Source organism: Tepidimonas sp., assembly GCF_046292505.1.
Taxonomy (GTDB): Bacteria; Pseudomonadota; Gammaproteobacteria; order Burkholderiales; family Burkholderiaceae_C; genus Tepidimonas.
Map to the genome: position 1 here is coordinate 1 of NZ_JBKBQX010000017.1, position 24,349 is coordinate 24,349.

Annotated in this window: 21 protein-coding genes and 2 pseudogenes; 10 read left to right on the forward strand and 13 right to left on the reverse strand. The window is 67.8% G+C overall.

The features are described from left to right. The 7 genes and pseudogenes from ACK4TH_RS08280 to ACK4TH_RS08310 all read right to left on the reverse strand — a co-directional run. Positions 1 to 77 (reverse strand): annotated as a pseudogene (locus ACK4TH_RS08280) (NADPH-dependent FMN reductase); the annotation flags it as partial. A 55-nt stretch (positions 78 to 132) separates the two neighbouring features. Then, positions 133 to 513: pseudogene (locus ACK4TH_RS08285) on the reverse strand (DUF3306 domain-containing protein); the annotation flags it as partial. Then, complete coding sequence (locus ACK4TH_RS08290; RefSeq protein WP_409625058.1) at positions 510 to 1,070, reverse strand: DUF3305 domain-containing protein; 561 nt, start codon at positions 1,068 to 1,070, stop codon at positions 510 to 512. The pseudogene ACK4TH_RS08285 and the gene ACK4TH_RS08290, both read right to left, overlap by 4 nt. Before the next feature lie 118 nt (positions 1,071 to 1,188). Further along, entirely contained in the window at positions 1,189 to 2,490 is a 1,302-nt protein-coding gene (boxA, locus tag ACK4TH_RS08295) for a benzoyl-CoA 2,3-epoxidase subunit BoxA (protein ID WP_409624947.1), read from the reverse strand. Then, positions 2,490 to 3,917, reverse strand: coding sequence for a benzoyl-CoA 2,3-epoxidase subunit BoxB (gene boxB / locus ACK4TH_RS08300; RefSeq protein WP_409624950.1), 1,428 nt, complete (start codon positions 3,915 to 3,917; stop codon positions 2,490 to 2,492). The genes boxA and boxB overlap by 1 nt, the downstream gene beginning before the upstream one ends. A gap of 107 nt (positions 3,918 to 4,024) precedes the next feature. Next, a complete protein-coding gene (gene boxC / locus ACK4TH_RS08305) occupies positions 4,025 to 5,695 on the reverse strand; it encodes a 2,3-epoxybenzoyl-CoA dihydrolase (protein ID WP_409624953.1) in 1,671 nt (556 codons plus the stop codon). Between the two features lie 134 nt (positions 5,696 to 5,829). Continuing rightward, positions 5,830 to 6,822 (reverse strand): helix-turn-helix transcriptional regulator, encoded by a 993-nt coding sequence (locus tag ACK4TH_RS08310; protein ID WP_409624956.1) that lies wholly within the window; start codon positions 6,820 to 6,822, stop codon positions 5,830 to 5,832. Between the two features lie 215 nt (positions 6,823 to 7,037). Here ACK4TH_RS08310 and ACK4TH_RS08315 point away from each other — a divergent pair, with 215 nt between their 5' ends. Further along, positions 7,038 to 8,657, forward strand: coding sequence for a benzoate-CoA ligase family protein (locus ACK4TH_RS08315; RefSeq protein WP_409624959.1), 1,620 nt, complete (start codon positions 7,038 to 7,040; stop codon positions 8,655 to 8,657). A 447-nt stretch (positions 8,658 to 9,104) separates the two neighbouring features. After that, on the forward strand, positions 9,105 to 9,551 hold the full coding sequence (locus ACK4TH_RS08320; protein WP_409624962.1) for a pilin: 447 nt from the start codon (positions 9,105 to 9,107) through the stop codon (positions 9,549 to 9,551). Between the two features lie 66 nt (positions 9,552 to 9,617). On the opposite strand, the gene apbC is transcribed toward ACK4TH_RS08320, so the two are convergent. Further along, a complete protein-coding gene (apbC, locus tag ACK4TH_RS08325; protein WP_409624965.1) occupies positions 9,618 to 10,709 on the reverse strand; it encodes an iron-sulfur cluster carrier protein ApbC in 1,092 nt (363 codons plus the stop codon). A 166-nt stretch (positions 10,710 to 10,875) separates the two neighbouring features. Between apbC and metG the strand changes: the two genes are divergently transcribed. Genes metG through ACK4TH_RS08360 form a run of 7 tightly spaced genes read left to right on the forward strand, consistent with a single transcriptional unit; the run spans position 10,876 to position 19,112 of the window. After that, on the forward strand, positions 10,876 to 12,990 hold the full coding sequence (metG, locus tag ACK4TH_RS08330; RefSeq protein ID WP_409624968.1) for a methionine--tRNA ligase: 2,115 nt from the start codon (positions 10,876 to 10,878) through the stop codon (positions 12,988 to 12,990). Between the two features lie 16 nt (positions 12,991 to 13,006). Beyond that, complete coding sequence (locus ACK4TH_RS08335) at positions 13,007 to 13,753, forward strand: YoaK family protein (protein WP_409624972.1); 747 nt, start codon at positions 13,007 to 13,009, stop codon at positions 13,751 to 13,753. 3 nt (positions 13,754 to 13,756) lie between these two features. After that, complete coding sequence (locus ACK4TH_RS08340; RefSeq protein ID WP_409624974.1) at positions 13,757 to 15,415, forward strand: SulP family inorganic anion transporter; 1,659 nt, start codon at positions 13,757 to 13,759, stop codon at positions 15,413 to 15,415. Between the two features lie 35 nt (positions 15,416 to 15,450). Beyond that, positions 15,451 to 15,663: a DUF3460 family protein gene (locus tag ACK4TH_RS08345; protein ID WP_068608639.1), complete on the forward strand. Its 213-nt coding sequence runs from the start codon at positions 15,451 to 15,453 to the stop codon at positions 15,661 to 15,663. Further along, positions 15,660 to 16,508: a segregation and condensation protein A gene (locus tag ACK4TH_RS08350; RefSeq protein ID WP_409624979.1), complete on the forward strand. Its 849-nt coding sequence runs from the start codon at positions 15,660 to 15,662 to the stop codon at positions 16,506 to 16,508. Before ACK4TH_RS08345 ends, ACK4TH_RS08350 begins: the two co-directional genes overlap by 4 nt. A gap of 28 nt (positions 16,509 to 16,536) precedes the next feature. Continuing rightward, the gene (gene nadB, locus ACK4TH_RS08355; protein ID WP_409624982.1) at positions 16,537 to 18,159 is read left to right on the forward strand and encodes an L-aspartate oxidase; all 1,623 of its coding nucleotides are present in this window, start codon (positions 16,537 to 16,539) and stop codon (positions 18,157 to 18,159) included. Continuing rightward, positions 18,156 to 19,112: a DMT family transporter gene (locus ACK4TH_RS08360; RefSeq protein ID WP_409624985.1), complete on the forward strand. Its 957-nt coding sequence runs from the start codon at positions 18,156 to 18,158 to the stop codon at positions 19,110 to 19,112. Before nadB ends, ACK4TH_RS08360 begins: the two co-directional genes overlap by 4 nt. On the opposite strand, the gene ACK4TH_RS08365 is transcribed toward ACK4TH_RS08360, so the two are convergent. Both ACK4TH_RS08365 and hemN read right to left on the reverse strand, forming a co-directional pair. Then, complete coding sequence (locus ACK4TH_RS08365; protein WP_068608631.1) at positions 19,081 to 19,752, reverse strand: sulfite exporter TauE/SafE family protein; 672 nt, start codon at positions 19,750 to 19,752, stop codon at positions 19,081 to 19,083. The genes ACK4TH_RS08360 and ACK4TH_RS08365 overlap by 32 nt on opposite strands. A 40-nt stretch (positions 19,753 to 19,792) precedes the next feature. Further along, positions 19,793 to 21,187 (reverse strand): oxygen-independent coproporphyrinogen III oxidase, encoded by a 1,395-nt coding sequence (hemN, locus tag ACK4TH_RS08370; RefSeq protein ID WP_409624988.1) that lies wholly within the window; start codon positions 21,185 to 21,187, stop codon positions 19,793 to 19,795. Between the two features lie 194 nt (positions 21,188 to 21,381). On the opposite strand from hemN, the gene fnr reads away from it, so the two are divergent. Further along, positions 21,382 to 22,107 carry a fumarate/nitrate reduction transcriptional regulator Fnr gene (gene fnr, locus ACK4TH_RS08375; RefSeq protein WP_409624991.1) on the forward strand — a complete coding sequence of 242 codons (726 nt, stop codon included), beginning with the start codon at positions 21,382 to 21,384 and terminating at the stop codon, positions 22,105 to 22,107. Positions 22,108 to 22,155: 48 nt separating this feature from the next. On the opposite strand, the gene ACK4TH_RS08380 is transcribed toward fnr, so the two are convergent. The 3 genes from ACK4TH_RS08380 to ccoG all read right to left on the reverse strand — a co-directional run bounded on the left by ACK4TH_RS08380 (position 22,156) and on the right by ccoG (position 24,323). Further along, positions 22,156 to 22,497, reverse strand: a complete 342-nt coding sequence (locus ACK4TH_RS08380; protein ID WP_409625061.1) for a hypothetical protein — start codon at positions 22,495 to 22,497, stop codon at positions 22,156 to 22,158. Between the two features lie 35 nt (positions 22,498 to 22,532). Continuing rightward, positions 22,533 to 22,826 carry a nitrogen fixation protein FixH gene (locus tag ACK4TH_RS08385; protein WP_409624994.1) on the reverse strand — a complete coding sequence of 98 codons (294 nt, stop codon included), beginning with the start codon at positions 22,824 to 22,826 and terminating at the stop codon, positions 22,533 to 22,535. Positions 22,827 to 22,898: 72 nt separating this feature from the next. Then, the gene (gene ccoG, locus ACK4TH_RS08390) at positions 22,899 to 24,323 is read right to left on the reverse strand and encodes a cytochrome c oxidase accessory protein CcoG (RefSeq protein ID WP_409624997.1); all 1,425 of its coding nucleotides are present in this window, start codon (positions 24,321 to 24,323) and stop codon (positions 22,899 to 22,901) included. Positions 24,324 to 24,349: the final 26 nt, after the last annotated feature.

A 24,349-nucleotide genomic window follows, 5' to 3' on the forward strand; every position in this document is an offset into this window, starting at 1 on the left:
GAGAGCTTGTCGCCGTTCATGGTCGCGCTGTTGGTGAAGCCGGCAAAGACCTTGTCCTTCCACTTCTGCACGAACCACCACGAACTGCGCCGCCACCATGCGCCGCGCCAGCGCCGCCGGCAGCGGATCGGGCTTGGAGTAGTCGTCGATGTAGACGTCCAGCCCGTCCATCTGGTTGAAGTGCGGGTCGGAAAACAGCCGGCGCAGCGCCGCGTTGCGCACCTCGGGCGGCACCTGGGGGCGCACGAACGGGCGGAAATCGGCATCGGGGGTAAGGCGCTGCACATCCTCCAGCGTCGGCAGCGGCTCGGCGGGTGCAGGCGGGTCCGCGGGTGCCTCGGCGGCAGGCCGGGCATCAGACGGGGGGGCGTGTTCGGCGGCCGGTGCCGGCACCGGCTCCGCTGTCCGCGGGTCGAGCGTATCGAGGGGATCGGGCGGGACGACCCCGGCGCGCGCCTGCGCCTTGCGGCGCGACCAGCGCGACAGGAATCCCTCGCCGTCCGTCGTGCTCATGCCGGACCTCCGCGGCGCATGTCGCCGGTGCTGATACGCGCCGGCTGACCGAAGCGGTCGGTCAGCGGCTGAAAGCTCGCCGGCCGGGCGCGGCGCTTCGGCTCCGGCCGATGGTGGCGCTGGGCGTAGTCGGCCAGCCACGCCACCACGTCCGGCGGGGCCGGTACCTGGTCGACGCGCTCCTGCGCGTCCAGCCAGCGGCCGGCGTCGTGGTAGCTCAGCGTGACGATGAGCGGCTGCGGCAGGCCGTCGTCGGCCTCCGGCTCGCGCCACAGCACCCAGAAGCACGGCGCCGGCGCGGTGACGTTGAGCAGGTAGCCCTCGGCGTCCTCCGGGTGCAGCGTCACCGGCAGACCGGCAAAGCCCCAGTGCTGCACCCCGGCTGGAACAGCGTCACCCGCCGCCCGTTCCAGCGGCACCGGGCCGGCCTCGCCAGCCGTCACCGGCCACGTGGCGGTGGACACGCCTGCGGGCGCCTGCAGCACCTGCACATCGGCCAGCACCCAGCGCCACGGCTGCCAGCGCGCCATCGGGCCGCTGACCGGCTCGCGGCGCATCACCACGCCCGTGCGCAGGCTGGGGCGATCGGCCGCGCCGGGGGAATCGCTGACGGAGGTCGATGGGGTCTCCACGCCGCGCAATGTAGCGCAAATCCCGACCCCGCCGCCGTCACGGTCAATAGGTCTCCAGGTGCAGCCGACCGTGCTCACGCATCGAGGCGGCCAGCGTTTCCCAGTCCAGCCCGGCGCCGGTGGCGATGTCGCGCAGCGCCAGCAGCACGCCCTCCTCCATCGCGCGCAGGCCGCAGACGTAGAAATACGCGTCCGGATCCTGCAACAGCGGCGCCAGCTCCGCCGCCGCCTCGCGCATCGCGTCCTGCACGTAACGCCTGGGCTGCCCCGGCACGCGGCTGAAGGCGAAGTGGATGTCGATGAAGTCACGCGGCAGCTTCTGCAGCGGGCCGAAGTACGGCAGCTCCTGCGGCGTGCGCGCGCCGAAGAACAGCAGCAGCCGGCCGCCCTCGAACTTGCCGCTGGCACGCAGGCGGCGGCGCCACTCGGTCATCGCCCGCATCGGCGCGCTGCCGGTGCCGGTGCAGATCATCACGAGATGGCTCTTCGGGTGGTTGGGCATCAGGAAGCTGCTGCCGAACGGGCCGATCACCTCCACCGTGTCGCCCACCCGCAGGTCGCACAGGTGGTTGGACGCCACCCCGCGCACCGGGTTGCCCTGGGGGTCGGCCAGCACGCGCTTGACCGTCAGCGACACGTTGTTGCGCCCGGGACGTTCGCCGTTGCGGGGGCTGGCCACCGAGTACTGGCGCGGGTGGTGCGGCCGGCCCTGCGCGTCGGTGCCGGGCGGGATGATGCCGATCGACTGCCCCTCCAGCACCGGAAATGGCATCTCGCCAAAGTCCAGCACGATGTGGTGCGTGTCGTAGTCGGAGCCCACCTCGGTGACGCGCAAGTTGCCGACGCAGGTGGCGCGCACCGACTTGCGCGCCGCCCGCGGCCCGTACAGATTGGTATAGGGGTGGGCGGCCGACCAAGGCGGCAGCGTCGCGCCGAGCACCGCCCCCGTCAACGCCGCCGCCTGGGGCTCCACCGTGGCCGAAGCCGCGGACGCCTGCGCTGCGCGCTCCACCACCGCCTGTGCCTCGGCCGCGGCGGCTTGGGCGTCACCCCCCAGTGCCGCCAGGGCCTCCTCGCTCAGCGGGGCGGGCAGCTCGTCCCAGCCCAGCTGCTCGGCCAGCGTGTAGGTGCGCGCGCGCGGCACCACGCGCCAGTTGTCGATGGCCCCCGTCGGGCACGGCGGCACACACGCCATGCAGGCGTTGCACTTGTCCGCGTCGACCACGTAGTTGCGGCTGTCGTGCGTGATCGCCCCGATCGGACAGGTCGCTTCGCAGGTGTTGCAGCGGATGCAGATCTCGGGGTCGATCAGGTGCTGCTGCAAAACGGTGGCGGGGGCGTCCATCAGTTGAACCGCACATATTCGAAGTTGACCGGCTGGCGGTTGATGCCCATGACCGGCGGCGCGATCCAGTTGGCGAACTTGCCCGGCTCCACCACGCGGCCCATCAGGCTGGCCACGTACGCACGATCCTCGGCGGTCGGCAACCATTCGGCCACGCGCTCGTTCCACTCGGCGTCGCTGACCACGCGGCCGTCGGGACTGACCTTGACACCGGCCAGCGTGCCAATGTTGCGGTGGAAGGCCTTGTGCGGCACCTTCAGACGGAAGGGGATACCCGCTTTCTCGATGATGCGGTTCCAGCGATCGACGCCACCCATCGAGTCCTTGATGTAGTCGTCGCGCAACACCTCGTTGAGGGCGTTGAGCATCGGCACCTCCTTCTCGACGAGCTGGCCGTCCACCACGTCCAGGATGCGGTAGGTGTCGTGCTTGAGGCGGTGGTCGTCGGTGCGCTTGCCCTCCTCGAACCGGCCCTTGAGGCCCGCGCTGTAGAAGGTCGCCGCGTTGCTCGACTGATCGGCGCCAAACAGGTCGATGGTGACGCTGAAATGGAAGTTGAGGTAGCGCTGGATGGTGGACAGATCGATCACGCCCGCGGCGCGGATACGGCCAACGTCATCGGTCTTGAGCTGGTTCATCACCTCGCAGGTGCGCTGGATGACGCGGCCCACGCCCGACTCCCCCACGAACATGTGGTGGGCTTCCTCGGTCAGCATGAACTTGGTGGTGCGCGCCAGCGGGTCGAAGGCGGACTCGGACAGCGCGCAGAGCTGGAACTTGCCATCGCGGTCGGTGAAGTAGGTGAACATGAAGAAGCTCAGCCAGTCGGGCGTCTTCTCGTTGAAGGCCTGCAGAATGCGCGGGTTGTCCGCCTCGCCCGAGCGGCGCTCCAGCAGCGCCTCGGCCTCCTCGCGGCCGTCGCGGCCGAAGTATTTGTGCAGCAGATACACCATGGCCCACAGGTGGCGCCCTTCTTCCACATTGACCTGGAACAGGTTGCGCAGGTCGTATTGGCTGGGGCAAGTCAGGCCCAGGTGGCGCTGCTGCTCCACCGACGCCGGCTCCGTGTCGCCTTGGGTGACGATGATGCGGCGCAGATTGGCCCGGTGCTCACCGGGCACGTCCTGCCAGGCGTCCTCCCCCAGGTGGTCGCCGAAGTGGATCTTGCGCCCCTGCTCCGCCGGGTTCAGGAAGATGCCCCAGCGGTAGTCCGGCATCTTGACGTAGCCAAACTGTGCCCAGCCCTGCGGGTCCACGCTAACCGCCGTGCGCAGATAGACGTCAAAGTTTTGCGAACCGTCCGGTCCCATCTCCTGCCACCATTGCAGGTAGTTGGGCTGCCAGTGCTCCAGCGCGCGCTGCAAGGTGCGGTCTTCGGCCAGGTTGACGTTGTTGGGGATCTTCTCGCTGTAGTTGATGCTCGACATGGTGTGCTCCTGCTGCGGATTTCTGCGGTGGACTGACGTTCGGTTGCGGCTGGCTCCACCGGGAAACCCACCGCACAACGCGCTCGCGCCTCGTACCGATCAAAAGCTCAGACGCGATTCCAATCGAACTGGGCCTTGTCGCCTTTGCCGTACACCTTCAGCGCGCCCTTGTCGCCGACCGCATTGGGGCGCTGGAAAATCCAGTTTTGCCACGCCGACAGGCGGCCAAAAATGCGGGTGAGCATGGTCTCGCGGCCACCAAAGCGCAGGTTGGCCTCCAGGCCGGTCAGTGCATCGGGCGACATGGCCGAGCGCTCCTCCAGCACCAGGCGGATTTCGTCCGCCCAGTCGATGTCGTCCAGCGCGGCGGTCACCAGCCCCAGCGCTGCGGCCTCATCGCCATCCAGCCCGCGGCCCACTGCCGCCCGGGCCGCGGCCAGTGGCGCGGCCTCGTCGTAAAAGCGGCGCTGCAACCGGCTCTGGTCGTTGACCATGGGGTAGCGGCCAAAATTGGCGTCGTGCAGCGCCAGGCGCGGGGCGCGCTCGGGCGCATCGGGCAGCACCAGCATGTAGCTGCGGTCGGCGGCCAGGGCCAGTTCGGCCAGCGTGCCGGCAAAGCACGACCCGGGCTCCAACAGCGCGATCAGGCTGCGCGACGACACGTCCAACCGCGCCAACGCCCGGCGCAGCAGCCCGGTGGTGGCGCGCACGAACCAATGGCCCGCATGCGCCTGCAGCGCGTCGTCGCAGGCCAGCACCGCCGCCGCGTCACCCTCGGTGCGCAGCACCCAGGTGCCAATCGTCAGCTCGTTGGTGCGCAAGTGCAGGATGGCGTCGTCCAGCTCCCGGCCCATGGCCAGCGGCCACCAGTCGGCGCCGGCGGCCTCGATGCCCGCACTGTCCGTGGGCTGCGGCACGGCCGGCGCGCGCACGGTCAGCGTCGCCACGCGCCGGGCCCGGTCGATCGCCACCTCGACATGCCGGTACGTCACCCCGTCGGGGCCGAACGTGCGCTGCAGCGGCGGCAAGGCCACCCCGCGCGCGTCGGTCGGACGGTCGCTCTGGGCGGCCAGCCGCTCGGCGCGCTCGCGCACCGCCTGGGCAAACACCGCCGGCTTGGCCACCGCATCCACCAGCCGCCAGTCCACGGCACGCTGGCCGCGCACCCCTTCGACGCTGGTGCAAAAAATGTCGGCCAAGTCGTGGCGCACCTTGCGCTTGTCGGTCACGCGCGTCAGCCCGCCCGTGCCGGGCAGCACGCCCAGCAGCGGCACCTCGGGCAGGCTCACGGCGCTGGAGCGGTCGTCCACCAGCAGAATCTCGTCACAGGCCAGCGCCAGCTCGTAGCCGCCCCCCGCGCAGGCGCCGTTGAGCGCGGCCAAAAACTTCAGGCCGTCGTGGCGGCTGGAATCCTCCATACCGTTGCGCGTCTCGTTGGTGAATTTGCAGAAATTCACCTTCCACGCATGGCTGGACAGACCGAGCATGAAGATATTGGCGCCGGAGCAGAACACCCGATCCTTCAGGCTCGTCACGACCACGGTGCGCACCTGCGGGTGCTCGAAGCGGATGCGGTTGAGCGCATCGTGCAGCTCGATGTCCACACCCAGGTCGTAGCTGTTGAGCTTGAGCTTGTAACCCGGCCGCAGCCCGCCGTCTTCGTCGATGTCAAGCGCCAGGGTGGCGATCGCCCCCTCCACGCTCAGGCGCACATGGCGGTACTGGGTCGGGTGCGTCTGGTAATCGACGACCGGGTTGGTGTTGGGATTCTGGGTCATGGCGGGGTCCTGCGTTCGGGGGAATGCATCAACATGCATTTCGCTGCATGCTTGATGTGCATCATAGTGCATATCATCAGCCCGCACAAGCCCCGCCACGGCGTCCGTGGACTAGGACAAACCCGTAGAGCCGGTCAGCTTTCGCGGCGCAGCAGCGCGTACACACCGTCGCGCAGGCGCATGAAGGTCTCTTCCAGCGGCTGCGCGCTGGTGTCCACGGTCAAATCGGCCTTGGAATAGAAGGCCGAGCGCCCGGCCAAGATGCGCTTGAGGTCCTCCATCGCCTCGGCGCTCGCGGCCATGGGACGCAGGTCGCCCTGGGCCGCCACGCGACGCATGTGATCGACCGGGTCGGCCTTCAGCCACACCGTCGTGCAGTGCTGCAGCAGCAGATTGAAATTGGTGGAGTCCGACACCAGGCCGCCCGGCGTGGCGATCACCACCTCGGGATAGATTTGGATCGCCTCCTCCAGCGCCCGGCGTTCGTAGCGCCGGTAGGCGGTCGCGCCGTACAGGTTGTGGATTTCGCTGATGCTGCAACCGGCAAACTGCTCGATCTCGCGGCTCAGTTCGATGAAGGGATAGCCCAGCGCTTCGGCCAGCCGCCGGCCCAGCGTGGACTTGCCCGCGCCGCGCAAACCAATCAGCGCAATGCGCGATTGGCGACCCGTGGCATCGACCCCGGTGGAGCCAAACAGCTCGGCGAGCTTCAGGCGGGCGCGCCGCAGCTCGCCCTCGTCGCGGCCCTGCAACAGCTCGCGGATCAGCAACCACTCCGGCGACGAGGTGCTGACATCGCCCAGCAGCTCCGCCAGCGAGCACTGCAAGGCCCGCGCCACCTGCAACAACACCAGGATGGACGCATTGCCCGCCCCGTACTCCAGATTGGCCAAGTGCCGCTCCGACACGTCGGCCGCCAGGGCGACCGCCTTGCGCGTCATCCCGCGGCGCGAGCGCAGTGTGCGCACACGCTCGCCCAACGCCACCAGAAACGGCACCCGCGGCTCACCCCCGGCGGGGTCCGCCTCGGGCTCCGTGCCCACGGGCAAGGTGAGCTGCAACACCGCATCCGGCCGCGCCTCGGTCAGGGGTTCGGGCGAGCGCAAGGCGTCAGACGTGGGGGACATGTCGTTCTCGTGGGGGGTTGAATTGGCAGCTCGGCCCGTCCATCGACCGCATCGAATCGGGAAAACCCCAAGTCTATCGATCCACCACAACATGCAGTTTAGTGCATACTGCGGCACAGGCACGATCGTGCATTTATACCCGCATTCCCGGGGACTGAACAGCATACCGCTGCATGTACCCCGCACAACCACCCCACGACCGAGGAGACCCCGCCATGTCCGCCACCCTGCCCCCACCAGAACGGTTCAACTTCGCCGCGCACCTGTTGACCCTGAATGCCGGTTGGCCCGAACGCACGGCCCTCATCGACGACCACGAGACCGTCACCTACGGCGAACTCGCCGAGCGCGTGCGCCGTTGTGCGGCGGGCCTGCGCGCCCTGGATCTGCGGCGCGAAGAGCGCGTGCTGCTGCTGATGCACGACAGCGCCGACTGGATCGTGGGCTTTCTGGGTTGTCTGTATGCCGGCGTGGTGCCCGTCGCCGTCAACACGCTGCTGACCGCCGACGACTATGCCTATCAACTGCGGCACGCGCGGGCCCAGTCGGCGCTGGTGTCCGCCCCGCTGCTGCCCACGCTGGCGCAGGCGCTCGACTCCGGCGCGCATGAGGTGCGGCACATCGTCGTCTCGCACCCCGGCGACCACCTGCCCGCCGACGCGGCCGGTGTGCCCTGTCACCCGTGGTCCGTCTGGCTGGCGCTGCAGGCGCCGGACGGCGCCCCCGCCGACACCGCTGCGGACGAGCCGGCCTTCTGGCTGTACTCCTCTGGCTCCACCGGCCGCCCCAAGGGCACGGTGCACACCCACGCCAACCTCTACTGGACGGCCGAGCTGTACGGCCGCCCCGTGCTGGGCCTGACGGCCCGCGACCGGGTGTTTTCGGCGGCCAAACTGTTCTTCGCCTACGGGTTGGGCAACGCGCTGACGTTTCCGCTCAGCGTAGGGGCGTCGGTGGTGTTGATGGCCGAACGCCCCACCCCGCCGGCGGTGTTCGCCCGCCTGACCGGGCGCACGCCCACGCTGGCGGGTCAACGCCCCACCGTGTTCTACGGCGCGCCCACCGGCTACGGCGGCATGCTCGCCCACCCGGACCTGCCGCCGCGCGAGCAGGTGGCCCTGCGCCTGTGCTCCTCCGCCGGCGAGGCGCTGCCGCGCGACATCGGCGAGCGCTGGACCGCGCACTTCGGGGCCGAAATCATCGACGGCATCGGCTCCACCGAGATGCTGCACATCTACTGCTCCAACCGCCCCGGCGACGTCGTCTACGGCACCAGCGGCACCCCGGTGCCCGGCTACGAGCTGGAGATCCGCGGCGAAGACGGCCGCCCGCTGCCCGCCAACCCGGACGGCTCCATCGACATCGGCGACCTCTACGTGCGCGGCCCCAGCGCCGCGCTCATGTACTGGAACAACCGCGACAAATCGCGCGAGACCTTCCAGGGCGCCTGGACGCGCACCGGCGACAAATACACGCGCGACGCCAGCGGCCGCTACATCTACGCGGGGCGCAACGACGACATGCTCAAGGTCAGCGGCATCTACGTCTCGCCGTTCGAAGTGGAGGCGACACTGGTGCGCCACCCCGCGGTGCTGGAAGCCGCCGTGATCGGCAAAACCGACGCCGACGGCCTGACCAAGACCAAGGCCTTCATCGTGCTGCGCCCAGGCGCACAAGCCACCGCCGAAGACATCCAGGCCCACTGCAAAGCCCACCTGGCGCCCTACAAATACCCACGGTACGTGGAATTCGTGCCCGAGCTGCCCAAGACCGCCACCGGCAAGATCCAGCGCTTTCGGTTGCGGGAGAGGGAGGCAGCGCTTCCCGCCAGCTGACTGCCCCCCGATGGGTACCACACAACGGGGCGACCGCCGTTCGCCATCTACCAGGCCACGCAAAAGAAGGTCACACAAGCCATCGACGCCCTTCAGTAAATCCGCTGTTGCACTGGGTGCTTGACACCACCCAAAATGGAACGACCTGTCATCCGCGCCACCTGCGGATGGTCAACGGCGCCGCCGGCTCGCGGCTGCCCACCTGCGACCGCCTGCGTAAGGACGCGCACCGGCACTCGACCGTATCGGCTGCTGTCGGCGCTGAACATCAAGTTTTGACGTCAAATCTTGATGTGCCACCGCCCACGCGGCCCCGCCGCGTCGCGCCCGCGCCACGGCCGCCCGAGGCAACCCCGCCGCGCGGCTGCGGCTGGCACGGATGGTGCTACGATGAGCCTGACCCCGCCGACCGCGGGGCCATCGTGTCCAACACTGGAGGTTGAAACCATGAAACGTGTTCAACAGGGCTTCACGCTCATCGAGCTGATGATCGTCGTGGCGATCATCGGCATTCTGGCAGCGGTGGCGCTGCCAGCATATCAGGACTATGTCGCTCGATCGCAAGTTGCAACCGGTCTTGCAGAGATCTCCGGCGCAAGAACGAATTACGAAGTCGCTGTGAGTGAAGGGAAGCTAGCAGCTTATTATACTGTTTCCAACATGGGACTTGCAAGTACAACTAAGCGCTGCACGATGGCAGTTAATGCACCCGGCAATAACGGAGCTCAACCCGCCGCGCTGCAATGCACTCTACAAAATTCAAACGCTGCGGTCAATGCTGCAGTAATCAAGTTGGGGCGGAACTCCGACGGGACTTGGAGCTGCACTATCTCGAACAGACCCGCCGGCTGGAAGGATTCTTTTTATCCTAGCGGCTGTTCAGATGGCACTTGATTTTTGACATCTACATTCGTTTTCTCAATATAAAAAAGAACCTTCCGAAAAGAAGGTTCTTTTTTCTCACGTCCCCTGACTGATCTTAATCGTCGGGAACTTACTGGAATAATCCTTGGCCTTCGCGGCCACGGCGATGGCCACCTGCCGCGCCACGGCCTTGTATAGCGCCGCGATGTCGCCATCCGGGTCGGCCACCACCGTCGGGCGGCCGGCATCGGCTTGTTCGCGGATGCTGCGGTTCAGCGGTAGCGCGCCCAGGTAGGCCACCTCCAGCTCGGCCGCCATGCGCTTGCCGCCGTCGGCGCCAAAGATGTGTTCCGTATGGCCGCACTTGGGGCAAACGTGCACGGCCATGTTCTCCACGATGCCCAGGATGGGCACCCCCACCTTCTGGAACATGGTGATGCCCTTGCGCGCGTCCAGCAGCGCAATGTCCTGCGGCGTCGTCACGATCACCGCGCCGGTGATGGGCACCCGTTGCGACAGGGTCAATTGAATGTCGCCGGTCCCCGGGGGCATGTCCACCACCAAGTAGTCCAGGTCCTTCCAGTTGGTCTGGCGCAGCAGCTGTTCCAGCGCCTGCGTGGCCATGGGGCCGCGCCAGATCATGGCCTCGTCCTTGTCCACCAAAAAACCAATGGACATGACCTGCAAGCCGTAGTTTTCCAGCGGCTCCATGGTTTTGCCATCCAGGCTTTCGGGCCGGCCTTCGATGCCCATCATCATGGGTTGGCTGGGGCCGTAGATGTCGGCATCCAGCACGCCCACGCGCGCGCCCTCGGCTGCCAGGGCCAGCGCCAGGTTGACGGCGGTGGTGCTTTTGCCCACCCCGCCCTTGCCCGAGGCGACGGCGATGATGTTCTTCACCTGCGGCAGCAGTTGCACCCCGCGCTGCACGGCATGCGCCAGGATACGGGTGTTGATCTGCACGGACACGTTGTCCACCCCGGGCACGCTGCGGGCCGCGGTCACCAGCACACGGCGCAGATCGGCCAGCTGGCTTTTGGCGGGGTAGCCCAGCTCCACCTCAAAGGCCACGTCGCCCCCGGCGATTTGCAGGTTTTTCAGGGCACGGGTGGTGACGAAATCCTTGCCCGTGTTGGGATCGACGACGGCTTGCAGCGCTTGCAGCAGCGCTTGTTGGTTGACGCTCATGGGGGTGCAGTCTCCAAAGGTTGGGCCCCTCTGGGGCCGCGTTGGGGCCATGTCCGATGGCGCGAGTCTAGCGGCTCGCACACGGGGCGCTCGCCCCGGCGCGCGCAGTGTCCTCATTAGAATCCCGGACTTGTCCGCCCATACAGGACCGTTACAGGACCGCTCCATGCCCTCGCGCCGTTTCTTCGTCACCACCGCCCTGCCCTACGCCAACGGCCACTTCCACATCGGCCACATCATGGAGTACATCCAGGCCGACGTGTGGGTGCGCACGCAGCGGCTGCTGGGGCACGAGGTGCACTTCGTCGGCGCCGACGACGCGCACGGCGCGCCGATCATGATCGCGGCCGAGAAGGCCGGCAAGACGCCGCAGCAGTTCGTCGCCGACATCGCCGCCGGCCGCGCCGCCTATCTGGACGGCTTTCACATCCGCTTCGACAACTGGCACAGCACCGACGCGCCGGAAAACCACCAGCTGGCGCAGGCGATCTACCGGGCGCTCAAGGCCGCGGGTCTGATCGAGGTGCGCACGATCGAGCAGTTTTACGACCCGGTCAAGGGCATGTTCCTGCCCGACCGCTACATCAAGGGCCAGTGTCCGCGCTGCGGCGCGGCCGACCAGTACGGCGACGCGTGCGAGGCCTGCGGCGCCGTCTACACGCCCACCGAGCTGAGAAACCCCTGCTCGGCGCTGTCCGGGGCCACGCCCGAGCTGCGCCAGTCGGAGCACTTCTTCTTCAAGTTGTCCGACCCGCGCTGCGTGCAGTTCCTGGAGGAGTGGACCTCCGCGCCCGGCCGGCTGCAGCCGGAGGTGGTCAACAAGATCCGCGAGTGGTTCACCAAGGACGAGGACGGCCGCGGGGGGCTGGGCGACTGGGACATCAGCCGGGATGCGCCCTACTTCGGCATCGAGATCCCGGACGCGCCGGGCAAGTACTTCTACGTCTGGCTGGACGCGCCGATCGGCTATCTGGCCAGCCTCAAGAACCACTTCGACAAGGGCCAGGCGGCCAACCACTGGCACGCGCCGTCGCGCACGACGCAGACGTTCGAGGCGTTCGTCGCCGACCCGGCGGTGGAGCAGATCCACTTCATCGGCAAGGACATCACCTATTTCCACACGCTGTTCTGGCCGGCGATGCTGCATTTTTCCGGCCGCAAGACGCCGACGCATGTGTTCGTGCACGGCTTCATCACCGTCAGCGGCGAGAAGATGAGCAAGAGCCGCGGCACCGGCATCGACCCGCTGCGCTACCTGCGCCTGGGCCTGAACCCGGAGTGGCTGCGCTACTACCTCGCGGCCAAGCTCAACCCGCGCGTGGAGGACGTGGACTTCAACCCGGAGGACTTCGTCGCCCGCGTCAACAGCGACCTGATCGGCAAGTACGTCAACATCGCCTCGCGCGCGGCGGGCTTCATCACCAAGCGCTTCGACGGCCGCCTGGGCGCCGTCTCGCCCGACGGCGATGCGCTGCTGGATGCGCTGCAGACCGCGCTGCCGGCGGTGGCCGAGCTGTGGGCCGAGCGCGAGTACGGCAAGGCGGTGCGCGAGGTGATGGCGCTGGCCGACCGCGTCAACGCCTACGTGGACCAGAACAAGCCGTGGGAGCTGGCCAAGCAGCCGGCACTCGCCGCCCGGCTGCACGACGTCTGCACCACCTGCATCGAGGCGTTCCGGGTGCTGACGGCGATGCTCAAGCCCGTGCTGCCGGCCACTGCCGAGCGGGTGGAGGCCTTCCTGCGCTGCGCGCCGCTGGACTTCGCCAACGCCGCGCGGCCGCTCGGCCCCGGACACGCCATCGCCCCCTACGAGCACCTGATGCAGCGCGTCGATCCCAAGCTGTTGGAGGCGCTGTTCGAGCCGCCGCCGGCGCCGGCCCCCGACGCGCCCGCCCCGGCCGCCGAAGGCGCGCCGCAGCCGGGCGGCGAGGCCATCGCGCCGACGATCTCCATCGACGACTTCGCCAAGGTGGACCTGCGCATCGCACGCATCGTCGCCTGCGAGCGCGTCGAAGGCTCCAGCAAGCTGCTGCGGCTGACGCTGGACGTCGGCGAAGGCCGCACGCGCAACGTCTTCTCCGGCATCGCCTCGGCCTACGCGCCGGAGCAGCTCGTCGGCAAGCTGACGGTGCTGGTGGCCAACCTCGCCCCGCGCAAGATGAAGTTCGGCGTCAGCGAAGGCATGGTGCTGGCCGCCAGCCACGCCGACGGCCAGACGCACCCGGGCCTGTTCATCCTAGAGCCGCACGCCGGCGCCGAGCCGGGCATGCGGGTGCGGTGAAGCGAACTGGCCCGCCATGCACCCCAAACTGCGCGGCTGGGTGGACGTCCATCGGACGCGCAAAGCCAACGTGCGCTTGGGGTTGACCCTGGCTTTTGTGGCCGGCGCGACGAACGCCGGTGGTTTTTTGGCAGTGGGTCAGTACACCTCGCACATGACGGGGGTGGTCTCTGCCGTGGCCGACAACATCGTCTTGGGTGAATGGATTTTGGTGATCGCCGGCATCGGCTCCCTGCTGGCGTTTTTGGCGGGGGCCATGACGACCGCGTGGATCGTGAACTGGGGCCTGCGCCGATCCCTGCGCAGCGCGTTTGGCCTGCCCTTGCTGCTGGAGGCCATGGCGCTGCTGCTGTTTGGCGTCTTCGGAGCGGTACTGGACCTGTTTTACGGTCTGTTTTTGCCGTTGACGGTCATCCTCCTGTGCTTCATCATGGGGCTGCAAAACGCCGTCATCACCAAAATCTCCAAAGCCGAAATCCGGACCACCCACCTGACCGGCTTGATCACAGACTTGGGCATCGAACTGGGTAAGCTGCTCTACGTCAACCGCCACCCGGAGCAGGCGCCCGTGCTGGCCAACCGGGACAAGCTGCGGCTGCAAATCCGCATGATTGCCAGTTTTTTCGGGGGCGCCGTTCTCGGGGCCTTGGGCTTCAAGTACATTGGTTACGCGAGCACCTTGCCTTTGGCCGCCATGCTGTTGTTGCTGATCTGGCGGCCCATCCTCCAAGACTGGGCAGTTCGGCAAAAAACGGTAACATGAGGCATGGCCAACCTGCCCCCGCTCGCCCGGTTTCAGCCCCGCTTGCAACAGGACTTGCGTGAGTACAGCCGGGACCGCCTCCTCAAAGACATCGGCGCCGGGCTGACCGTCGGGATCGTCGCTCTGCCACTGGCGATGGCCTTTGCCATCGCCAGTGGCTTGCCCCCGCAAGCCGGGCTGTGGACGGCGATCATCGCGGGTTTCATCATCGCCGCCTTTGGCGGGACGTCGGTGCAGATCGGCGGGCCGGCGGGGGCCTTCATCGTCATCGTCTACGGCATCGTCGAACGCCACGGCGTTGGGGGACTGCTCGTCTCCACCTTGTGCGCGGGGGTGCTGCTGTTTGTGATGGGGCTGCTGCGCCTGGGGGTGCTGGTGCGCTTCGTGCCGGTCAGCGTCGTCATCGGTTTCACCAACGGCATTGCGGTGCTGATCGGGCTGTCGCAGTTGCGCGACGCGCTGGGGCTGCAGGTAACCAAGATGCCAGCGGACTTTTTCGGCATCCTGCACGCGGTGGGTGGGGCGCTGTCCACCGTCAACCCCTACGCGGTGGCGCTGGCGGGTCTGTGCGTGCTGGGGCTGTTCGTGTGGCCGCGGCTGTGGGCCACGGACTCGGCCTTTCGCCAGCGGCTGGACACGCTGGAGGGCGTCAGTGCGCTGCGCGCCACCTCGCGCCTGCCGGCGCCGGTGGTGGCGCTGGTCACCCTATCGCTGCTGGCCTGGGCGCTGGAGTGGCCGGTGGAGACGATCGGCAGCCGCTTTGGAGGCATTCCGCAGTCTTTGCCCGCGCTGGCGTGGCCCGATGTGTCCTGGCAAACGGTGCGCCAGCTCGTCACGCCGACATTGACCATCGCGCTGCTGGGGGCCATTGAGTCCCTGCTGTGCGCGCGGGTGGCCGATCAGTTGCATGGCGGCCGCAAGCACGACCCCAATCAAGAGCTGATGGCGCAGGGCATCGCCAACGCGGTGGTGCCGTTCATCGGCGGCATGCCGGCCACCGGCACCATCGCGCGCACGGTCACCAACATCCGCAGCGGCGCCACCAGCGGCGTTGCCGGCATGGTACACGCAGCGACGCTCGCGGCCATCGTGCTGCTGGCCGCGCCCCTGGCGCGCCACGTGCCGCTGGCGGTGCTGGCAGGGATCCTGCTGTTCGTGGCGTGGAACATGGGTGAGTGGCACGAGTTTGCTCGCCTCAAACACTTCAGCCACCACTACCGCCTGATGCTGCTGAGCACCTTTGCCGTGACGGTGGTGTTCGACCTGACGGTGGCGGTGGAACTGGGCTTGGTGCTGGCGGTGGTGCTGTTCGTGCGGCGGCAAAGCAGCCTGTTTCGCGTCACGCTGCATCAGACCGGGCCGCAGCGGATCGAGGCGCATCTGTACGGTTCGTTGTTCTTTGGTGCCGTCACCAAATTGGACCCCCTGATCCAGGCCGTGGAAGCGGCCGAGGCCGGCGTGCAGGTGCACCTGGATGCGCGTCACCTGATGCTGCTGGACACCACCGGGCTGGACGCACTGACCGGCTTGCACGACGCCATCGAGCGGCGCGGCGGCCGCTTGGTCATCGAGCATCTGCACGAACAGCCGTTGTCGCTGATGCGGCGCACCGGCTTTCTGTCGCGGCTGGGCGGCTGGTCCCCCCTGCCCCCGGCGGCCTAAAATCGCGGGCTGACGCGACGCCCACGAGAACGCCCATGAACCCGCTTGGTCTGCCCGACTACGTCTCCGACGCCACCCAGTTCATCGAATCGCTCAAGCGCAGCAAGCCCGCGCTGGAGGCCGAGCAGCGCGCCGGCCGCGCCCTGCTGTGGGACCGCCCGCAGGACCGCGACTTTTGGCGCGAGGCGCAGCGCGCGCGCGTCCCGCAAAAACCCTACGTCTACCAGACCGAGCCGTCGCTGAAGTGAGCGGCCCGCCGGCCGAACTGCCCCCGGGGCCCGACGCGGTGACCGCGCAGCCCGAGGTCATCGATCAGGTGGCCATTGCGCGCCTATACGGCGAGCCGCTGTTCGCGCTGCCGCAGGATCTGTACATCCCGCCGGATGCGCTGGAGGTTTTCCTCGAGGCCTTCGAGGGCCCGCTGGACCTGCTGCTGTATCTGATCCGTCGGCAGAACTTCAACATCCTGGACATCCCGATGGCCGAGGTGACGCGCCAGTACCTGGGCTATGTGGAGCAGGTGCGCGCGCGCAATCTGGAGCTGGCGGCCGAGTACCTGCTGATGGCGGCCATGCTGATCGAGATCAAGTCGCGCATGCTGTTGCCGCCCAAGCCCACGGCGGACGGCAGCGAGCCGGAGGACCCGCGCGCCGAGCTGGTGCGCCGGCTGCTGGAGTACGAACAGATCAAGCTCGCCTCGCGCAGCCTGGACGCGCTGCCCCAACTGGGGCGGGACTTCTGGCGCGCGCAGGTGCACATCGAGCAGTCGCTGGCGCCGCGCTGGCCGGAGGTGTCGGTGGACGATTTGCGCGCCGCCTGGCGCGACATCCTGCGCCGCGCCCGACTGGTGCAGCGCCACACCATCACGCGCGAGGCGCTGTCCGTGCGCGAGCACATGAGCCTGGTGCTGCGCGCCTTGCAAGGCCGCCGCTTCGTGGAGTTTGGCGAGCTGTTCGATCCGGCGCGCGGCGTGCCGGTCGCCATCGTCACCTTCATTGCCATGCTCGAACTGGCCAAGGAGCACCTGATCGAGTTGACCCAGGCCGAAGCCTACGCCCCCATCTACGTCCGGCTCGCCTACGTGCCGTCCTGAGCCGCCCCGCACCGGACCCGCCACCGCCATGAACCCTTCCCCACTCACAGCCGCCTCGGCCCACCACGTCTACGACGCGCTGATCATCGGCAGCGGCCTGGCCGGCCTGACGACCGCGCTGCTGCTGCCGCCGAGCTGGCGGGTCGCCATCGTCACCAAGCGCTCGATCACCGACGGCTCCAGCGGCTGGGCGCAAGGGGGCATCGCCGCGGTGCTGGCGGAGGGCGACAGCTTCCAGGACCACATCGACGACACCATGGTCGCCGGAGCCGGCCTGTGCGAGCCGGAGGCGACGCGCTTTACCGTCGAACACGCGCCCGAAGCCATCGCCTGGTTGCGCGAGCTGGGCACCCCCTTCACCGTCGAGGGCGACGGCCTGCACTTGACGCGCGAAGGCGGCCACAGCCACCGCCGCATCGTGCACGCGGCCGACGCCACCGGCGCGGCCGTGCAGCACACGCTGATCGAGCGGGTGCGCGCGGCGTCCAACATCGACGTGTTCGAAACCCACGCGCTGGTGGATCTGATTCTGAGCGACCGCCACGCCGAGCGCCGCGAGCTGCCCCGGCGCGTGCTGGGTGCCTATGTGCTGGACGTGGCCACCGACCGGGTGGAGGTGTTCGCGGCGCCGCACACCGTGCTGTGCACCGGCGGCGCGGGCAAGGTGTACCTCTACACCTCCAACCCCGACACCGCCACCGGCGACGGCATCGCCGCGGCGTGGCGCGCCGGCTGCCGGGTGGCCAACATGGAGTTCATCCAGTTCCACCCGACCTGCCTGTACCACCCCAAGGCCAAGAGCTTTTTGATCAGCGAGGCGGTGCGCGGCGAAGGCGGCCTGTTGAAGCTGCCGCCGCACCTCGGCAGCCGCCGCTTCATGCCGGACCACGACCCGCGCGCGGAACTGGCCCCGCGCGACATCGTGGCGCGCGCGATCGACTTCGAGATGAAAAAGCACGGCATCCCGTGCGTGTATCTAGACATCTCGCACCAGCCGCCGGCCTTTTTGCACGAGCACTTCCCCAACATCCTCAAGCGCTGTGCGGAACTGGGCATCGACATCACGCGCGAGCCGATCCCCGTGGTGCCGGCGGCGCACTACACCTGCGGCGGTGTCGTCACCGACCTGCGCGCCCGCACCGACCTGCCCGGCCTGTATTGCGTCGGCGAGGCCAGCTACACCGGCTTACACGGCGCCAACCGCTTGGCCAGCAACTCGCTGCTCGAGTGCATGGTGTTTGCGCGCGCGGCGGTACGCGACATGGTGGCCCACCCCCACCCCGCCCCCATCGCCGCGCGTCCCTGGGACGACAGCCGGGTGATCGATGCGGATGAGCAGGTCGTCATCAGCCACAACTGGGACGAGCTGCGCCGCTTCATGTGGGACTATGTCGGCATCGTGCGCACGGACAAGCGGCTGGAGCGCGCGGCCCACCGCATCGCGCTGCTGCAGGCCGAAATCCAGGAGTTCTACGCCCGCTTCCACGTCAGCAGCGACCTGCTGGAGCTGCGCAATCTGGTGCAGGTGGCGGACCTGATCGTGCGCTCGGCCCAGCAGCGCAAGGAGAGCCGCGGCCTGCACTACAGCCGCGACTACCCCTACACCCTGCCCGAAGCCCGTCCCACCATCCTGGTACCCGACCCCCGATGACGCCCTCGCGCACCCCCTGGACGGCCTACGGCGCGCTGGCCGCCAGCATGGCGCTGGTGGGCAGCTACGTGGCGCTGTCCAAGCCGCTGGTCGCGGCCATGCCGGTGTTTTTGCTGGCGTGGCTGCGTTACTTGATCGGTGCCGCGGCCATGGCGCACTGGGTGCGCCGCCCCGCGCACGAGGCGCCCCCCGGCCGCCGCACGCACGCGCTGCTGTTTCTGCAGGGGCTGCTTGGCAATTTTTTGTTTTCCATTTGCATGCTGTATGGCGTGAGCCTGACCACCGCCAGCGCGGCCGGGGTGATCATGGCGGCCATCCCGGCGGTGGTGGCGCTGCAGTCCGCGCTGTTTCTGCGCGAGCGGCTGGACGGGCGGGCGCTGGCCGCCATTGGGCTGGCGGCGGTGGGGATCGGGCTGTTCTCGCTGGACAAGGGGGCCGCCGCGCAGACGGCCACAGCTGCCGGCGCCACCTGGTTGGGACTGCCGCTCGCGGTGTGGGGCAACCTGCTGGTGCTGGCCGCCGTCTGCTGCGAAGCCGCTTATGTCGTCATCGGCAAGCGGCTGAGCGCCCAGGTGGGTCCCAAACGCATCGCGGCGCTCATCAATCTGTGGGGGCTGGCGTTGATGACACCACTGGGCCTGTGGGCCGCCCTGGACTACGACTGGGGGCGCATGGATGCGCCGCTGTGGGCGCTGCTGGTGTTTTACGGCCTCGCGGCCAGCGTGTGGACCGTGTGGCTGTGGATGACGGGGCTGCGCCACGTCTCCGCCGCGCGGGCCGGCGGGTTCACGGTGATGCTGCCCATCAGCGCCGCGACCATCGGCGTGCTGTTCATGGGCGAGCGGCTGACGCCGCTGCAGTGGCTGGCTTTTGGCCTCGCGCTGCTCGGCCTGATCGTGGCGACCTGGCCCACCCGGTCCATCACGCGCACCACAGACCCGTCGGCTGGGTGATACCCATCCACAGCGCCCAGCCGGATGTGGCTGCCAGCGCCAGCCCGGCCAAGCGTATGCCCCAACCGCCGGAGCGGGCATCGCCCAGCCGCAGCAGCAGCCACGGCCCGGCAACCAGCGACACCATGGTCCCGACGGCAAAGGCCGCCATGATCGCCGCGCCCTCCAACGCCGAGGCGGACAGCGACGCCACCAACAGCGCCGAGTACAGCAGCCCGCACGGCATCAGCGCCCAGCCCACGCCCAGCACCGCCGGGGCGCGGGCGCCCAGCCGGCTCATCACGGGTCGGGCACGGCGCCAGACGGCCTGCGCCCAGCCGTCCAGAAAGGCCGGCTGACGCGCCTGCACCACCAGCAGCAACCCCAGCAGCAGCGCGGCGACGTGCATCATGGTCCACACCGGGCGCAACACCACCGTCTGCTGGCCCAGCCAACCCATACCCTGTACCGTGCCGCCGGCCAGCGCGCCGAGCACCGAGTAGCCCACCAGGCGCCCCAGTTGCCACGTCCACAGCGCCTGGCGCGACCGGGGCGCGGCAGCCCGTGCGATCCCGGCACACGCCGCCCCGCACATGGCCACGCAGTGCGGCCCCCCCACAAGGCCCATCACCAGGGCCGACAGCGTCATGGAAGCGAGCATGGGCGCATGCTATCAGCCCCGCACGGGGCAGCAGGGGGGATCAGATGATCTTGGAAAAGCGCGCACGGTCCTGATCGACCTGCAAATAGCGGTCGAACACCATCGCAATCGCCCGCACCAGATACCACCCCGTCGCGGTGACCTCGAAGTGGGCATCATCCACCCGCACCAGTCCGTCGCGCTCCAGAGCGCGCAGTTGCTCCAGTTCGCGCGCGAAGTACGAACGAAAATCCACCAAATGGGCCAGGTTGATGGACTCGAAGTCCACCAAGCCCTGGCACATGATGGCCATGATCACACTGCGGCGCAGCAGATCGTCCCGCGTCAGCGCCAGTCCGCGCACGATGGGCAGCCGCCCCTGGTCGAGGGCGTCGTAGTACTCGTCCAGCGTCTTGGCGTTCTGGCTGTAGGTGGCGCCGATGCGGCCGATGGCCGACACCCCCAGCGCGATCAGATCGCAGTCGGGCTGGGTGCTGTAGCCCTGAAAGTTGCGGTGCAGCCGCCCCTGCCGCTTGGCCACCGCCAGCGCGTCGTTGGGCAGGGCAAAGTGGTCCATACCCACATACACATAGCCCGCCGCGCTCAGGTGGTCCAGCGACAGCGACAGCATCGCCAGCTTGTCGGCCGGGCTCGGCAACTCGGCCACGACGATGCGCCGCTGCGGCTTGAAGCGTGCCGGCAGGTGCGCGTAGGCGTACAGCGCGATGCGGTCCGGCCGCAGGCGCTCGACTTGCTCCAGGGTGTGGCGAAAGGACTCCGGCGTCTGCTGGGGCAGGCCGTAGATCAGGTCGACATTGATCGACTCGAACCCCAGCGCTCGCGCCGCTGCGACCAGGGCAAACACCTGCTCCGCCGGCTGGACGCGGTGCACGGCCTTTTGCACGGTGGGGTCGAAATCCTGCACGCCAAAACTCAACCGGTTGAAGCCCAGTTGGTGCAGATTCGCCAGGCGCTCAGCTGTCACCGTGCGGGGATCGACCTCGATCGAATACTCGCCCCCCGGCACCAGCTCGAAGTGGCGGCGGATCATGGCCATCAGGTCGGCCAATTCGGCATCGCTCAGGAAGGTGGGTGTGCCGCCCCCCAGGTGCAACTGGCTGACCCGGTGGCCGCGGCCGAAGTGGTCGGTCTGCAGTTCCAGCTCGCGCGAGAGGTAGCGCAAATACTCCGCCGCCTTGCCGTGGTGCTTGGTGATCACCTTGTTGCAAGCGCAGTAGTAGCACAGCGACTCGCAAAACGGGATGTGCACATACACCGACAGCGGCAGCGCCATCGAACCGGCGCGGCGCTGCTCGAGCGCCTGGACGTAGTCGCGCTCGGTGAACGCCTCGACGAAGCGGTCCGCCGTCGGGTAGGACGTGTAGCGCGGGCCGGGAATGTCGAACCGGCGCAGCAGGGCTTCATCGATGACGTGCTTCACAGGGGTGAACTCCATTGGGTAAGTAATGTGCCCCAGCACGCCCCCCGGGCTCTTGACGTGAGTCAAACCCCCTGCACACCGATGCCCGCAATGCCTGCCGGGACAAAGATCAGCGGGCACGCCGACCGGTTGTTATCATCGCTCGCACATGGCAGTCCCCCATTGGACAGTCCCCTTTCGGCCCCCAGGCCGGCAACGCCACAGCGCCCATGGATCTGCACAGCATCAAAGTCGCCTGCTCCAGTTGCAACCTGCGCGAGCTCTGCATTCCCGTCGGTCTCAACCCCGGGGAGATGGAGCAGCTCGACAACCTGATCACCCACAGGCGGCGCGTGCGGCGCGGCGCGGCGCTGTTCGCTGCCGGCGATGCGTTCACCTCGCTCTACGCGGTGCGCTCGGGCTTTTTCAAGACCAGCGTGACGACGGCGGACGGGCGGGATCAGGTCACGGGTTTTCAGATGGCGGGGGAAATCCTGGGCCTGGACGGCATCGTGCAGGACAAGCACTCCTGCTCCGCGATCGCGCTGGAAGATGCCGAGGTGTGCGTACTGCCGTTCGACAAGCTGGAGCAGCTCTCGCGCGAATTCAGCACCCTGCAGCACCACGTGCACCGCATCATGAGCCGCGAGATCGTGCGCGACCAGGGGGTCATGCTGCTGCTGGGCAGCATGCGCGCCGAGGAACGCCTGGCGGCCTTCCTGCTCAACCTCGTGCAGCGCCTGCACGCGCGGGGGTTTTCCAAATCCGAGATGGTGCTGCGCATGACCCGCGAGGAGATCGGCAGCTACCTCGGCATGAAGCTGGAGACGGTCAGTCGCACCTTTTCGCGCTTTCAGGACGACGGGATCATCGAAGTCAAACAGCGCTATGTGCGCATCCTGGATCCCGACGCGCTGGGTGCCATCGTCAACCACGCCAGCCCGGGCGGGGACTGACGGCGCCGGCCAGCCCCGTCGAGCACAGTCCTTTCGAACGCAGCCCGCTCAGGCGCAGCCGCCGCAGCGCCCGTCATCGCACGCGGGGCGGGAATTGGTCGCCGAACCATCGCCCCGTACACAGTCCGCCGGGCGTTGATCGGGCGGGACGGGACAGCGGTTGATCTCCCACGGCGACAGGGACAGCAACGTCGTGAGCGCCCCGGACGCCATGGTCAAGCCCCAGAAGACAAAGAACGCCAGGGTGTAGATGGCCTGCCGCGACCACCCGAGGGACTCCCCCGCCCAATGCAGCTCGCTGGGATCGACGAAGGCGAACACCACCACTTCCATCACCGCCGCCATCAGGAAGGCGGGCCAGGCAATCCACATCAGGCGTTGGGCCAACATCATGCGCTCCTCTCGGGTGTGGCCCCGGCGGGGCCTCAATCGTTTTTGGGTAATGCCGACGACACGGCGTGGTTGCGCCCCTGATTCGCCGGCAGCAGCGCCTTTTCGACCTGCAGCCGCTCCTCCGGGGTCAGGCGATCGGGCGCCACGACGGTGGGCGCCGGGGCGGCCTCGCGCGGCAGCACCGTGTCCGCATTGCGCACTGCGATCGTGACCGTCACGAGGGACGCCACCACCACGACCAGCGGCCCCCCGATCACCATCCAGACATACGGTTCACGGTACCAGGGGCGCGCGGGGGACGGCTGGGCAGGCGAAGGGGCAGTCATCGTCGACATAGTGTAGGCCTTGATACAGCGCTCTTGAGTTCGAAGCCCCCGGGGGTTTTCCCGGGGGTGGCGTCAACGGGGCACCACGAAGGTGGTCTTCTCCCGCACATCGATCGCGCCATCCGGTGTGCGGAAGCCGAATGTGATGGGATGCGAGCCGGCCTGCAAGCCCGGGGGCACCTGCACCCGCACGGCGACCGAGCGCACCTCGGTGGGCAGCAGATGCACGCTGCGTTCGGAGGTGATCTCGATACCCGGCAGGCCCTCCACTGTCACGGCCAGTTCGCGCTCGTGCTCCGAAGCGTTCATGAACTGGATGCGGTAGACGTTTTCGATACGCCCCATCTCGACCATGCGCGCCAGCGCCCCGCGGTCGCGAATCACATCCACCTTGAGCGGCACGCGCAGCCAGAGGCTCACACCCAGCGCGACGATGATGGTCAGCAGGATGGCGCTGTAGACCAGCACGCGCGGGCGGAACGCCCGGCGGATCATCTGCGCGCGCGTCCAGCCATTGGCCATGCCGTTTTGCGTCGAGTACTTGATCAGCCCCTTCGGGTAGCCCATCTTCCCCATCACCTCGTCGCAGACGTCGACGCAGGCGCCGCAGCCGATACACTCGTATTGCAGGCCGTTGCGGATGTCGATGCCGGTGGGGCAGACCTGCACGCACAGGGTGCAGTCGACGCAGTCGCCCAAGCCCAGCGCCCTGGGGTCGGCGGACTTCTTGCGCGCGCCGCGCGGCTCGCCGCGCTTGGCGTCGTAGGTCACGATCATCGTGTCCTTATCGAACATCGCGCTCTGGAAACGCGCATAGGGACACATGTACTTGCAAACCTGCTCGCGCATGTAACCGGCATTGCCGTAGGTCGCAAAACCGTAGAAGAAAATCCAGAAGGTTTGCCACGGCCCCAGGTTCCAGGCCAAAAAGGCCGCCCCCAGGTCACGTATCGGCGTGAAATAGCCGGCAAACGTGAAGCCCGTCCACAAACCGAACACGATCCACGCCAGCTGCTTGCCACCTTTGCGAGCCACCTTGTTCAGGCTCCAGGGCTGCTGATCCAGGCGCATGCGCGCCGAGCGGTCGCCCTCGAAGAGCTTTTCCAGCCACAGGTAAATCTCGGTGTAAACGGTTTGCGGGCAGGCATAGCCACACCACAGGCGCCCGGCGATCGCCGTGAACAAAAACAGCGACAGCGCCGAGACCACGAGAATCCCCGTCAGGTAGATGAAATCCTGCGGGTACAGCACCAGACCAAAAATGTAAAACCGCCGCGCCTCCAGATCGAACAGCACGGCCTGGCGGTCATTCCAGGCCAGCCAGGGCAATCCGTAAAAAACGATCTGGGTCAACCACACGAAGACCCAGCGCCACTTGGCAAACAACCCCGTCACCGCGCGCGGATAGATCTTCTTGCGGGCCGCGTACAGGGAAACCTCGACCTCTTCGTCCGACGGGGTGGAACCTTGGGGTGTGTTGGCAGCGCTGGTACTCATGGCAGTATTCGGCACGAATCAAAAAA

Excerpts from the sequence above, each read along its gene's own strand:
- ACK4TH_RS08290 (WP_409625058.1), bottom strand. The coding sequence starts at position 1,070 with ATGCGCCGCGAGCCGGTCAGCGGCCCGATGGCGCGCTGGCAGCCGTGG.
- boxA (WP_409624947.1), bottom strand. The coding sequence starts at position 2,490 with ATGGACGCCCCCGCCACCGTTTTGCAGCAGCACCTGATCGACCCCGAG.
- boxB (WP_409624950.1), bottom strand. The coding sequence starts at position 3,917 with ATGTCGAGCATCAACTACAGCGAGAAGATCCCCAACAACGTCAACCTG.
- boxC (WP_409624953.1), bottom strand. The coding sequence starts at position 5,695 with ATGACCCAGAATCCCAACACCAACCCGGTCGTCGATTACCAGACGCAC.
- ACK4TH_RS08310 (WP_409624956.1), bottom strand. The coding sequence starts at position 6,822 with ATGTCCCCCACGTCTGACGCCTTGCGCTCGCCCGAACCCCTGACCGAG.
- ACK4TH_RS08315 (WP_409624959.1), top strand. The coding sequence starts at position 7,038 with ATGTCCGCCACCCTGCCCCCACCAGAACGGTTCAACTTCGCCGCGCAC.
- ACK4TH_RS08320 (WP_409624962.1), top strand. The coding sequence starts at position 9,105 with ATGAAACGTGTTCAACAGGGCTTCACGCTCATCGAGCTGATGATCGTC.
- apbC (WP_409624965.1), bottom strand. The coding sequence starts at position 10,709 with ATGAGCGTCAACCAACAAGCGCTGCTGCAAGCGCTGCAAGCCGTCGTC.
- metG (WP_409624968.1), top strand. The coding sequence starts at position 10,876 with ATGCCCTCGCGCCGTTTCTTCGTCACCACCGCCCTGCCCTACGCCAAC.
- ACK4TH_RS08335 (WP_409624972.1), top strand. The coding sequence starts at position 13,007 with ATGCACCCCAAACTGCGCGGCTGGGTGGACGTCCATCGGACGCGCAAA.
- ACK4TH_RS08340 (WP_409624974.1), top strand. The coding sequence starts at position 13,757 with ATGGCCAACCTGCCCCCGCTCGCCCGGTTTCAGCCCCGCTTGCAACAG.
- ACK4TH_RS08345 (WP_068608639.1), top strand. The coding sequence starts at position 15,451 with ATGAACCCGCTTGGTCTGCCCGACTACGTCTCCGACGCCACCCAGTTC.
- nadB (WP_409624982.1), top strand. The coding sequence starts at position 16,537 with ATGAACCCTTCCCCACTCACAGCCGCCTCGGCCCACCACGTCTACGAC.
- ACK4TH_RS08360 (WP_409624985.1), top strand. The coding sequence starts at position 18,156 with ATGACGCCCTCGCGCACCCCCTGGACGGCCTACGGCGCGCTGGCCGCC.
- ACK4TH_RS08365 (WP_068608631.1), bottom strand. The coding sequence starts at position 19,752 with ATGCTCGCTTCCATGACGCTGTCGGCCCTGGTGATGGGCCTTGTGGGG.
- hemN (WP_409624988.1), bottom strand. The coding sequence starts at position 21,187 with ATGGAGTTCACCCCTGTGAAGCACGTCATCGATGAAGCCCTGCTGCGC.
- fnr (WP_409624991.1), top strand. The coding sequence starts at position 21,382 with ATGGATCTGCACAGCATCAAAGTCGCCTGCTCCAGTTGCAACCTGCGC.
- ACK4TH_RS08380 (WP_409625061.1), bottom strand. The coding sequence starts at position 22,497 with ATGTTGGCCCAACGCCTGATGTGGATTGCCTGGCCCGCCTTCCTGATG.
- ACK4TH_RS08385 (WP_409624994.1), bottom strand. The coding sequence starts at position 22,826 with ATGACTGCCCCTTCGCCTGCCCAGCCGTCCCCCGCGCGCCCCTGGTAC.
- ccoG (WP_409624997.1), bottom strand. The coding sequence starts at position 24,323 with ATGAGTACCAGCGCTGCCAACACACCCCAAGGTTCCACCCCGTCGGAC.